Source organism: Candidatus Goldiibacteriota bacterium (genome assembly GCA_016937715.1).
Classification (GTDB): Bacteria; Oederibacteriota; PGYV01; order PGYV01; family PGYV01; genus PGYV01.
Map to the genome: position 1 here is coordinate 13606 of JAFGWA010000026.1, position 12564 is coordinate 26169.

The following is a 12564-nucleotide window of genomic DNA, read 5'->3' on the forward strand; positions in this document are numbered from 1 at the left end:
CATATGGGGGAATAGTGAAAAGGAAAAATGACAGGCGCAAGGAAGTAACCGTTGAATCAGTTCTGTCGGTTATCAAAGAAAAAGGCATTTCTGTTAACGTGAAAAGTGTCTTAATTGCTCTTGGGGCGCCAAAGACGGAACGTTCCAAAATAAAAAAAATATTAAAACAGCTTGCCAGGGAAGGCAGCATAGAAAAATCAAGAAACAGGTTTGCCGTATCCGGCGCTTTTGAACGGTCTAATACGGTGCAGGGCAAAGTTGACCTTAAAGCGGATTTTGGTTTTCTTCTTGTGGAAGGCGGCGAGGATATTTTTCTTGGAAGGCGCACTGTGGCGGAATTATTGCCCGGCGATGAAGTGGAAATCTATGTGAAAAAGAGCAGGGTAGGCGCGAGGGAAGGGACGTTAAAACGGATAATTAAACGCGGGGATGGTCCTTTTATGTGCAGGGTAAAAATGGTAGGCACGCGCCTTTATGCCTCTCTTGTATTTAAAGAAACGCCCTTCATCAAACTTAAAAAAAGCGATTTTGAGCTGAAAATTAATGATATTGTGCTTATTGAAATTTCAGAGACGCCGGACGGATTAGCGGGTGAAGTAATTTCCCATCTTGATGATACGGATAATGTGGAAATGCATAAACTGTTTATTCTGAATAAGCGCGATATAAGGCAGAAATTTCCGGACGAAGTCCTGGCAGAAGCGGACAAACTTGAAATTCCTAAAGATGTAATTGCCGGAAGGGTGGATTTAAGAAAAGACACCATAATTACAATAGACCCTTTTGACGCCAAGGATTTTGATGACGCCATATCTTTATACACCGAAAACGGGAATTATATGCTTGGGGTGCACATAGCCGATGTCACGCATTTTCTGCACGAAGGCACCGCAATGGATGAAGAGGCTTATGAACGTTCGGTAAGCACTTACCTTCCGGGCGAGGTAATTCCAATGCTTCCGGAACGTCTTTCCAATGACATGTGTTCGCTTGTGGAAGGCAAAGACAGGCTTACTTTTTCCGTCTTTATGGAAATCAGCCCTGAAGGCGAAGTTATAAAGTATGATATTAAGGAAAGTGTTATTAGAAACAGCAAAAGATTCGCGTATGAACAGGTGGAAGATATAATAAAAGGAAGATTGGAAATTAAAGACAGGAATATCAAAGAAATGGTTTTTTTAATGGCTGAATTAAAGGACGTGCTGCGCAAAAAGATGTTTGAAGGCGGCATGGTCGATTTTGATCTTGGCGAACCCATTCTGCTTATGGGCGACGGATTTCAGGTCAGGGACATAAGAAGAAAGATGGGCCTTGATTCCCATAAACTTATAGAGTATTGCATGATATACGCAAATGTCTGCGCAGCTGATTTTATTACAAAAAATTACTCCGCGGGTATGTTCAGGATACACCCTCAGCCGGTGGAGAAAGATATTATGGAATTTAATGATTTTGCCGCTGCCATGGGGTATACGGTAAGGATAAAAAAACCGGAAAGTAAAGAGTTTCAGGCTGCCGCTGAAAAAATTAAAGGGACGGAAAAAAGCATATTCCTGGAGCGTAAACTGCTGCGTGCCATGCAGCTGGCAAGGTATTCAGAGGTTAATCAGGGCCATTTCGGGCTGGCGCTTAAAAAATACACTCATTTTACGTCTCCTATCCGCCGTTATGCCGATGTTGTCGTCCATAGGCTTATAAAAAATAAACTTGGGACACAGTTTATGAAGGATACGGATAAGGCATATTTAAAAGGTTCGGCGTATGATATTTCCACGCACGAAGAAAATTCGGAAAAAGCGGAAAATGATATTTTTAGATTGTACGCGCTTAATTTTTTAAAGGAAAAGCTTGGTGATACGCTTGAAGTTATTATCACCAGAATAACCAAGAACGGTTTTGTGGTGGAACTTTCGCAGTACCCTGTGGAAGGGTTCATGAATTTTGACGCGATGCGCGATGATTATTATTTGTACGATGAAACAAGGCAGATGGCTGTCGGCAGAAGGACAAAGAAAATATTCAGGCTTGGCGATAAAATATCTGCTATAATAGTAAAAATAACGCTTGAAACCCTTAAAATGGAGCTTGAAATTGATGATGAAGACCGCGCTTAAGGTATTTTTGCTGTTTGTGCTGCCTGTGTCGTCTTTTGCCACAAGCGCCGGAGTCACTTCTTTATTTGACATCGGCATGGGTGTAAGGGCGCAGTCAATGGGATGCGCGTTTATAGGCGGCGAAGGCGACAGCAGCAGTATAAAAGCAAATCCGGCAGCCCTTTTTACATTGGAACGGCTGGAGATACAGGCAGCTTACACGCCTATGTATTTTGATACTGCGTATAATTATATCTCGGCGGCATTACCTACAACCGATTTTGGCGCTTTTGGAGTCTCCGCGGCTATGATGTCAACGGAAGATATAATTCAGCGCGATGAAGACGGGGCAGAGGCCGGTAAAACATCACAGCTGCTTGCTGAATTCACGGCGGCGTATTCCAATAAACTGTATTTTGAAGGGCTTCTTGGAGGCATATCTTTTAAAGTGGACCACCATGGAATTGCAGGGTATTCGGATACTTCGTTCGGCATTGATGCCGGGCTGCAGTATTCAATTAAACCTGATGATAAAAGCACGGTAACTGCAGGGCTGCTGTTTAGAAATCTGCTGGAACCCTCAATAAATCTTGACGGCAATGCGGATATTTACCCGCGCCAGGTTCTGCTGGGGGCGGGTTATTCACGCAAGTTTAAAAATGTAGTGGTTTCAATTTTTGCCGACGGGTCGGTGCCGGTAGGCACGGAATTTGAATTCATGGCAGGGGCGGAACTGGGAATACTGGAAATATTTTTTGTAAGGGGCGGATATAATTCTTACGGCATAATTTCTTTTGGCGCAGGAATATCGGTGATGGAAAACTACATGCTGGATTACGGTTATTTTATGAATGATATAGAAGGGCAGCACAGGGTATCCGTCAGGGCAAGATTTGGTGAAAATGTAAGCGATTTACGGGCAAGAAAAGAGGAAATTGAGAATAAAAAAGTTGAAGAAAAGGCCAAAGCAATGGCTTCAAAAGAACTTCAGGAAATGAAAAAGACAATTGAGTCCATTAAAAAAGACTCTGCCAAACTGGAATATTTTAAGGCGTCGCATTATACCAAAGGGCTTGAGGCCTACTATGAAAATGATTATCAGAGGGCGGTCCTTGAATTTGAAACGGTTTACAGGGCTGACATAAATTACCTTAATACCGCGTATTATGTATCCATGGTAAAGACTATTTTAAGAAAGTCCAAGGAAGAAATGTACAGCGACGCCGTGCTTAAGCTTTACAAGTCCGGCGTTGATAAATACATGAATGAGGATTACACGGGCGCTAAAAAAGAATGGGAAAAGATACTTGCCATTGACCCGTATAATAAACTGGCGCTTGATAACTTAAAAGAAGTTAATTCAATGCTGCTTGGCATTGAAAAAATAGAAAAATAGGCGGGAAAGATGCTTTTTAGTAATAAGGTGATTTCAGAAGAGAAGTTCACATTTCCGGCTAAAGCGCCGGCAGTTGCCGACATAAAGCTGAAGCTTGGAGCTATATTTAAACAACATAACTTTTCCTACAAGGACATGAACAATATGATGGTTGTCCTTGATGAAGCGTGTTCCAATATAATCAAACATGCCTATAAAGGCGCGGAAGGCGTAATTGATTTTGAAGTTCAGATAAAAGAAAAAGGGATTTATATAACCATAATTGACCACGGGCAGAGTTTCAACTGGAAATCTTTCCGCACGCCCAACCTTAACCACTACGTGGACATAGGCAAGAAGGGCGGCCTAGGCGTGTGGATTATCAGAAAACTTACGGATAAAAGCGATTATAACATAACTCCGCGCGGCAACGAACTTACGCTTGTTAAATACCATTCCAAACCCTCTATTCTTAACAGGTTTCTTGCAATTTTCTCCACGGGCCGAGGGATAAAGGAAAAATTCGCGCTTGCAACCACCATGTTTATAATAATTCTAATGGGCGGAATTTACTGGTATTTTCTTCAGCACGAAAGGCAGGTGCTTAAAGAAAAGTACATACTGAATTCAGCGGAAACGGTAAGAAGCGTGGGGCAGTATGCTAAAGACAGGATGATAAAAGGCAACGCCCTTCCTATAATAAAACTTGTACAGCAGATAAAGAAAAACACTGAAAATGTCAGGGAAGTAATGGTAATAGATAATACCGGAAAAATAATTGCCCACAGCGACGTGCAGAAATTGTACACAAAGTTTGAAATGAAGGACACGGTAACGGGTTCCCGCGCGGTTTCGGATGTGCAGCTTGTCACTTTTAAGGATGTGCGCGGCGAAGGTTACCGGCTTATAGAGCCTATTACCTATCAGAATATTGATATAGGCGAAGTGCATATTGTTATAGGCGCGGAAGACGCAAGGCGTGTAATGGAAGGCAAGAAAGCCAATATAATTTTTGTCACTCTTGTGGTATTTGCCTTGTCTGTGCTGGGTATTTATATGCTTCTGGGTGTTATTATGAAACCGTTAATGCAGTTAAAGGACGGTGTTATTGCAATAGGCGAAGGGCGGCTTGATCATAAGATAGAACTGGACGGCAAGGATGAATTTACGGATATTGCCAATGCCTTTAATGATATGGCCAAAAAGTTTAAGGGTGTTCAGGCCGAACTTGTGGAACAGGAAAAGGTGCAAAAGGAAATACAGGTGGCAAAAGAGATACAGACCACCCTTCTTCCAAAAGACCTGCCCGAAACCGAAGGGTTTGATATCGCCTCTTTTTACAGGGCGGCGCGTGATGTGGGCGGGGACTATTATGACGTGATGAAAGTGGGCCCCGGCCTTATAGGCGTAATTGTTGCGGACGTATCCGGAAAGGGTGTTCCGGGGTCGCTGGTTATGACCATTACAAGGACGGTAGTTAGGCTTGTGGCAAATCAGAACCGTTCCGCGAAAAACGTGCTTGTCAAAGTGAACAATTTTGTCAAAGAAGATATGAAAAAAGGGATGTTTGTGACCGCTTTTTACCTTGTGCTTGATTCGTTAAGCAGAAAAATCAATTTCGCATGCGCGGGGCATGACCCGCTTCTGATATACAGGGCAAAAGAAGATAAAGTGTACTGGGTAAAACCAAAAGGTTTCCCTCTTGGCATAAGCCTGCCGGATGACGACCTTTTTCGCACGGTTATGGCGGAAGAAACCATAAAACTGCAGAAAGATGATTTACTGCTGATTTATACCGACGGGGTCACGGAAGCCATGAACGGAAAAAGGGAGCAGTTTGGCGAACAGCGTTTTGTTGAGGCGGTAAAAAAGTACGGCAAACTGACTTCCAAGGAATTCATAGCCAATCTTGAAGAAGAACTGAAAAATTTCACTCAGGGTTACCCGCAGAATGACGACATAACTCTTGTGGCTGTAAAAGAAAAAAAGAGCGAGAGTATGGTATTAAATAAGGCCGGAAAAGATATAGAAAGGTTAAAGAAGAAAGGTATGACAGGCAAAGAAATAGAAAAGAAACTTGGCATAAACATTCAGGCTTTTGATAAACTTAATAAAAAACGGAAAGAAAAGGGCAGGGAAAAAGAGGGTATTAAATTCTTAACCTTTGAGCAGAAAAAAGACCTTATGAAATATATACTGGAGAAGCCGGAAGAGGGCGTCAGGTACTATACAGAACAGCTAAGTGAAAAGTATAAAACTGCCATAGATTCAAAACTTATAAAGAATGAACTTAAAAGGACATATCTGGCAACTGTGGAGGCCAGAAAGGTATATTCACAGGACAGGAAATAATAAAACTTCCGGAAATTACAGGAGAGAATAATGATAAAGCGTTTTGCCTATACAAAAAACAATGATGCTGAAATAAAAGAGTATCTTAAAAAAATTGACGCGTTTTCTTCAAAAGTGCCGGATTCGGTCCTTGAAATTATTGATGATGTCAGAAAAAACGGCGACGCGGCGCTTTTAAATTATGCGGCAAAGTTTGACAAAGCAAAAATTAAGTCTCTTAAAGTCACGGATGCGGATATTAAAAAAGCGTATTCCCTTATAGACAAAAGCCTTATAAAAGCCATAAAAGCGGCGGCAAAAAACATATCTGATTTTCACGGACTGCAGAAAGATAATATTAAAGGATATACATATAAAAATGAAGGTTATACTATTGAGCAAAAGTATCTGCCTTTGGATTCCGCGGGAATATATATCCCGGGAGGCCAGGCTCCGCTGTTTTCAACGGTTTTGATGGCGGGAATACCGGCAATTACAGCGGGGGTTAAAAGAATATGTATTGTATCACCGCCGCGTTATAATTCTGAAGTAAACCCTTACGTGCTTGTCGCGGCAGACATTATAGGAATAAAAGAAATATACCGCGCCGGCGGCGCGCAGGCGGTTGCAGCGCTTGCTTATGGTACAAAAAGCATTCCAAGAGTTAATAAAGTGGTTGGGCCGGGTAATATTTATTCCACCGGCGCGAAAAAAGAGCTTTTTGGCACTATTGGCATAGATTCCATTAACGGGCCGTCAGAAGTTACCGTAATTGCGGATGAAACAGCAGACCCGCAATTCATATTATTTGACCTTTTAGCGCAGGCAGAACACGTAAACGGGCATTCAGTCTTAATTACAACTTCCAGAAAACTGGCAGACTTTATTGAAGCCGGGCTGAAAAAGGAAAGCAAACTGAATATTACCGCGGTTATAATCACCGTGAAATCGCTGGAGCAAGCGGCGGGAATTGCGAATGAAAAAGGGCCCGAGCACCTGACGGTAATTACAAAAAAAGATAATGCCGTAATTGACGGAATTACAAATGCTCCGGCAATATTTGCCGGCAATTATTCGCCTGTGGCTTTTGGCGACTATATGGCAGGCGCTAATCATATACTTCCCACCAACGGCACCTCCAAATTCTTTTCCGGACTGTCAGTGCTGGATTTTATGAAACACACGCATATTGTAAGGTGTACTAAAAAAGCAATTGAAAAATTCGGGCCGCTGGCAGAGCAAATGGCGGAAACTGAAACCCTTTTAAACCACAAGAGAAGCATTGAAATAAGGCGAAAAAAATAACAAGGAAGCATGATGAAAATACCACCTAAAAGCAGTATCGCTGATTTAAAAGCTTATGATCCGTGCCTTTTTAAAGGCAGGTATAAACTTGATGCCAATGAGAATCCTTATGGAATTCCTGAGGTGCTGGCTAAAAAGATTCTTGCCAAAGCGGCGTCGCTTGATCTAAACAGATATCCGCAGCCGGGAGCCCCGTCTTTAAGAAAAGTTCTGGGTAAGAAACTGAAAGTACATCCGGATAACATAGTTGTGGGCAACGGTTCTGACGAGCTGCTGCTTTATCTTATGATGGCGTATCTGGAGCGTGGCGATGGTGTAATTGCCCCGGTGCCGTCTTTTGAAATGTACGGGCTGATAGGAAAAGCGTTAGGCGGAAAGTTTATACCCGTACCGCTGGATAAGGATTTTGACCTTGATGACGCAAATATAATTAAATTAAGCCGTAAGAACAAAACCAAATTTATATTTATCACTTATCCTAACAATCCCACAGGGAACTGTTTTTCACGTGAACGGATAATAAATATCCTTGATAACACTTCGGCGCTGACAGTTATTGATGAAGCTTATTTTGAATTTTCAGGAAAGACCTTTCTGCCGCTGTTAAAAAAATACCCCAATCTTATAATAACCAGGACATTTTCAAAAGCGTTTTCAATGGCAGGATTAAGGCTTGGCTACATGGCGGCATCCAAAGAAATATGCAATAATGTCAACAAAGTGAGGCTTCCTTATAACATTAATTCACTTTCCCTGTTTATTGCAATGGAAGCAATGAAGAATGACAGGCAGATGAAGAACACGCTTGATATAATAAAGAAAGAACGTGAAAGGATGTTTAAGGTGATTGAATCAAAATATACAGCCGTTAAAAGCGACGCGAATTTTATATTTCTTAAATTAAATAATGCTAAAAAAGCGAAATTTGCCTTTGAAAAAAGCGGTATTTCTATTAGAATGTTCAGCAAAGGATCTGCTGCCGGCTGGGCAAGAATAACAGTCGGAAAACCCGCTGAAAATACGGCGGTTCTTAAAATTCTTAAAAGAGGTGTTTAATGGCAAAAAAAGCGGCCATAAAAAGAAAGACAAAAGAGACGGATATAGACCTTTTGCTTGGTGTCAATAAAAGCGGGGCGTATAAGATAGACACGCAGGTGCCTTTTTTAACGCATATGATAGAACAGTTATCAAGGCACAGCAATGTGGACATTGTCCTTAAGGTAAAAGGCGATATTCAGATAGACGCGCACCATATTACTGAAGACACGGGCATTGTAATAGGCAAAGCGCTTGCAAAAGCGCTGGGCGATAAAAAAGGCATTGCCAGATTCGGTTCGGCATGCGGCGTCCTGGATGAAGCGCTTGTAAGGGTGGTTTTAGACCTGTCAGGAAGGACGTATTGCGAGGTTAACCTTGACCTTAAAGAAAAGAAAACAGGAAATTTTGATACGGAATTAATTGAAGAATTTTTTCACGGGTTCGCGCGCGGAGCAAATCTTACCCTGCATGTTGACCAGATAAAAGGAAAGAACACGCATCATATCGCGGAGGCGGCATTTAAAGGGCTGGCGCTTGCGTTAAAAGATGCTTTAAAAGTTGACGGAAAAACCGTAAAAAGCACAAAAGGAAGTTTATAAAATAAAATGGGCAGAATCGTAATAGTTGATTATGGAATGGGAAATCTTCACAGTGTAAGCAAGGCTTTTGCGCACATTAAAGCGTCCGTAAAAGTATCTGATAAACCTGAAGATATTAAAAAAGCGTCAGGTTTGGTCTTGCCCGGGGTGGGTGCTTTTGGCGATGCCATAAAACAGCTTAAAGCAAGAAAACTTTATATGCCGGTTAAAGAAGCGGGCAAAGCGGGCAAACCCATACTTGGGATATGCCTTGGTATGCAGCTTTTAATGGCTCACAGCGAAGAATTTGGCAGCCATAAAGGTTTTGGTTTTATAAAAGGCAAAGTGGTAAGGTTTGCCGGTAAAATGAAAATACCGCATATGGGCTGGAACAATATAATGATTCAGGATAAAAGTAATCCGGTGATTAAAGGCATTAATGATAATGCGGAAGTATATTTTGTACACTCTTACTATACGCTGCCGGAAGATAAAAAAGATACCCTTTGCGTGACGGATTACGCGGGCGTTAAATTTGCCTCGGCGGTTAGCCGCGGAAATATTTTCGGGTTTCAGTTTCATCCGGAAAAAAGCGGCGAAAAAATGCTTAAAATCTATAAGAATTTCAATAAATTTGTTGAAAATCGGGAAAGGTGAATTCATGCAGATTATACCGGCAATTGATTTAAGGAAAGGCAAATGCGTAAGGTTAATAATGGGGGATGTAAGGGACGAAACCGTATACAGCAAAGAGCCCGTGGCTATGGCCAAACTTTGGCAGGTTAAAGGCGCGCGCATGATACACGTGGTTGACCTTGACGGCGCATTTTCCGGAAGGCCCAAGAATATGGAGCTTATCATTAAAATGATAAAAGCTTTAAGGGCAAAGGTGGAAGTGGGCGGCGGAATCAGGACGGAAAAAACCATAAAAAAGTATATAAGGGCGGGAGCCAGAAGGGTGATTCTTTCCACGTCCGTAATAGGCAGCGACAAATTTCTTAAAAAAATGGTGGAAAAATACGGCGATAAGATAGTAATAGGCGTTGACGCGAAAGACGGAAAAGTGGCGGCAAAAGGTTGGAAAGACATCACCAAAATAGACGCGATTGATTTCATAAAACAGCTGGAAGCAGCCGGCGCCAAGATGATTGTTTACACCGACATAAACCGCGACGGAGTTTTAAAAGGCCCTAATTTTAAGGGTGTGGTAAATGTCCTTAAAAATACAAAGATGAAAGTGATAATATCCGGCGGTATTACAAGAATGAAAAATATTGCCCGCTGTATTGAACTTTCAAAGAAGTATGACAATGTGGAAGGCGTTATAATAGGAAAGGCGCTTTACACCGGCAACATTGACCTTAAAGAAGCGGTAAAGCTGGTAAAGGATTAACCGATGCTGACAAAAAGAATAATACCATGCCTGGATGTCAACAAAGGCAGGGTGGTAAAAGGCGTAAAGTTTTTAAACTTAAAAGACGCGGGCGACCCTGTGGAAGCAGCGGTCAGGTACAATAAAGCGGGGGCGGACGAACTGGTATTTCTTGATATCACAGCGTCTCACGAAGTAAGAAAGACAATAATAGATGTTGTAAGAAAGACCGCGGAAAAAATCTATATTCCTTTTACCGTGGGCGGCGGAATAAGGGAAGTTTCAGATATGGAACTTATCTTAAAAAACGGCGCGGATAAAGTCTCTGTTAACACCGCTGCTGTCATAAATCCGGCTCTTATAGAAAAAGGCGCAAGAAAGTTTGGAAGGCAGTGTATTGTGCTTGCTGTGGATGCCAAAAGAAAATCCAAAGGAAAGTGGGAAGTATATACGCACGGCGGAAGGACCGCCACGGGTATTGACGCGTTAAAGTGGATAAAGCAGGCGGTAAAGCTTGGCGCGGGCGAGATATTGTTAACCAGTATGGATGCCGACGGCACAAAAGCGGGCTATGATATTCCGCTTAACCTTGCCGTGTCAGAAGCGGTTGAAGTTCCTGTAATAGCCTCAGGCGGCGCGGGCGGACCCGAACATATGCTTGAAGTGTTAAAAAAAGGAAAAGCAGACGCGGTGCTTGCAGCTTCTATTTTTCACTATAAAGAATATACGGTAAAGTCGGTAAAACAGTATTTAAGGGCTAACGGAATAGCGGTAAGGTTGTAAAACAGGTAACAGGTTGCAAGTAACAAGTAACAAGTAACAAGTAACAAGTAACAAGTAACAGGTAACAAGTAACAAGTAACAAGTAACAGGTAACAGGTAACAAGTAACAAGTTGTAGGTTAAAAGTTACAGCGCAAACAGAATAAATCTAAAATAAAATGAACAGTATAACCGGGGAGAAGTTTATGAAAAAAACAATCATTTTAATATTTGCAATGTTATTTGCATGTATTGCCTGCGCGGATGAGAAAGAAGCTGCGGGAATATATGTAAAAGGAAATAAAATATTCGCGCCGGACGGGGAAGAAATAATATTGCGCGGCGTGAATAAGATGTTTGTCTGGACGGACAAGCAGGGAAATTCAATTCCTGAAATAGCCAAAACGGGCGCCAATTGCGTGCGGATTGTCTGGACTATGAAAGACGGAAATTATAAAGAATTGGACGAGCTTATAGAGAAATGCGCCGCGAATAAAATGATACCCATAGTGGAACTGCATGATGCCACCTGCAAATGGGATGAAAGTTTATTTAAACAGCTTACCGCGTGGTGGACAGTCCCTGAAATGATTGCAATTGCAAAAAAGCATCAGAAATACCTTGTGATAAACTATGGCAATGAAATAGGCGACTGGAAAGTCACCGTGGCGGATTATAACAAACAATATATTTTGGCCGTAAAGTCCATGCGAAAAGCGGGAATTCACGGTCCTATAGTTATTGACGCGGGCAAATGCGGGCAGGACATGAATAATTATTATGCCGGCGCGGAAGAAATACTGAATGCTGACCCGGATAAGAATATAATTTTTTCCATCCATATGTGGTGGACGGATAATGATGAAAACCGTGTTAAAGACGCGCTGGAATCGGTATCATATACAAATGCGCCCTTAATAGTGGGGGAGTTTGCTGCTTATGGGATAGGGTGCGTTAAGACTATTGCCTATAAAGCCATAATGGAGCACTGCGCTAAAAATAATATCGGCTGGCTTGCATGGTCGTGGGGGCCGGGAAACAGCGATTGCGCCGAAATGGATATGACCAAGGACGGTAAGTTTACGGGGTTATATGGATGGGGAAAAGAAGCTGCTATGGACGGCGAATACAGCATTAAAAAGACCTCTAAAATACCGAAATTTATGGCAGAATAAACCGTAACGCATAACCGGCAAAAAACAGGGTATAATTTGGGGAATCTTTTATTTCTCTTTGACTTTTGGTATTTTTCGTTTATTATACTAAAAAGCGGGATTACACCCGTTCTTTAAATTAATGGAGGTTTTATATGGAAAAATTTGAGATTGGTAAAGTGAAATTTGACGAAAAAGGGCTGTGCGCGGCAATTGCACAGGACTATAAAACAGGTCATATCCTGATGATAGCCTGGATGAATAAAGAGGCGCTTGAATTAACCCTTGCCACCCGCAAGGTGCATTATTGGTCACGCTCGCGGAACAAACTGTGGTTTAAAGGTGAAGAGTCGGGAAACGTTCAGGAAGTTAAGAATATATACATAGACTGCGACATGGACGCGGTTCTAATTAAAGTAAACCAGATAGGCGGGGCAGCCTGCCATGTCGGATATGAATCATGTTTTTTCAGGGAAATTAAAGAAAACAACGACATGGAAATACAGGGCGAAAAAGTTTTTGACCCGGAAACGGTTTACAAAAAAAAGGGATAAAAA

11 protein-coding genes are annotated in these 12564 nt (G+C 41.9%); all 11 read left to right on the plus strand.

Annotation, left to right across the window (positions count from 1 at the left end):
- The first annotated feature begins 14 nt into the window (after nt 1-14).
- The 11 genes from JXR81_03340 (at nt 15) to hisI (ending at nt 12561) form a co-directional block, all read left to right on the plus strand.
- The gene (locus JXR81_03340) at nt 15-2114 is read left to right on the plus strand and encodes a VacB/RNase II family 3'-5' exoribonuclease (GenBank protein MBN2753883.1); all 2100 of its coding nucleotides are present in this window, start codon (nt 15-17) and stop codon (nt 2112-2114) included.
- Nucleotides 2092-3489, plus strand: a complete 1398-nt coding sequence (locus JXR81_03345; GenBank protein MBN2753884.1) for a hypothetical protein — start codon at nt 2092-2094, stop codon at nt 3487-3489. Before JXR81_03340 ends, JXR81_03345 begins: the two co-directional genes overlap by 23 nt.
- Nucleotides 3490-3498: 9 nt before the next feature.
- Nucleotides 3499-5820 (plus strand): SpoIIE family protein phosphatase, encoded by a 2322-nt coding sequence (locus tag JXR81_03350; protein MBN2753885.1) that lies wholly within the window; start codon nt 3499-3501, stop codon nt 5818-5820.
- A 30-nt stretch (nt 5821-5850) separates the two neighbouring features.
- Nucleotides 5851-7104 (plus strand): histidinol dehydrogenase, encoded by a 1254-nt coding sequence (gene hisD, locus JXR81_03355; GenBank protein ID MBN2753886.1) that lies wholly within the window; start codon nt 5851-5853, stop codon nt 7102-7104.
- 12 nt (nt 7105-7116) lie between these two features.
- Entirely contained in the window at nt 7117-8160 is a 1044-nt protein-coding gene (hisC, locus tag JXR81_03360) for a histidinol-phosphate transaminase (protein MBN2753887.1), read from the plus strand.
- Nucleotides 8160-8741, plus strand: a complete 582-nt coding sequence (hisB, locus tag JXR81_03365) for an imidazoleglycerol-phosphate dehydratase HisB (protein MBN2753888.1) — start codon at nt 8160-8162, stop codon at nt 8739-8741. Before hisC ends, hisB begins: the two co-directional genes overlap by 1 nt.
- A 6-nt stretch (nt 8742-8747) precedes the next feature.
- Complete coding sequence (gene hisH / locus JXR81_03370) at nt 8748-9377, plus strand: imidazole glycerol phosphate synthase subunit HisH (protein MBN2753889.1); 630 nt, start codon at nt 8748-8750, stop codon at nt 9375-9377.
- Nucleotides 9358-10113 carry a 1-(5-phosphoribosyl)-5-[(5-phosphoribosylamino)methylideneamino]imidazole-4-carboxamide isomerase gene (gene hisA, locus JXR81_03375; protein ID MBN2753890.1) on the plus strand — a complete coding sequence of 252 codons (756 nt, stop codon included), beginning with the start codon at nt 9358-9360 and terminating at the stop codon, nt 10111-10113. The genes hisH and hisA overlap by 20 nt, the downstream gene beginning before the upstream one ends.
- Before the next feature lie 3 nt (nt 10114-10116).
- The gene (hisF, locus tag JXR81_03380) at nt 10117-10875 is read left to right on the plus strand and encodes an imidazole glycerol phosphate synthase subunit HisF (GenBank protein ID MBN2753891.1); all 759 of its coding nucleotides are present in this window, start codon (nt 10117-10119) and stop codon (nt 10873-10875) included.
- Between the two features lie 184 nt (nt 10876-11059).
- Nucleotides 11060-12028: a cellulase family glycosylhydrolase gene (locus JXR81_03385; protein ID MBN2753892.1), complete on the plus strand. Its 969-nt coding sequence runs from the start codon at nt 11060-11062 to the stop codon at nt 12026-12028.
- Nucleotides 12029-12162: 134 nt separating this feature from the next.
- Nucleotides 12163-12561: a phosphoribosyl-AMP cyclohydrolase gene (hisI, locus tag JXR81_03390; GenBank protein MBN2753893.1), complete on the plus strand. Its 399-nt coding sequence runs from the start codon at nt 12163-12165 to the stop codon at nt 12559-12561.
- The last annotated feature ends 3 nt before the right edge of the window (nt 12562-12564 follow it).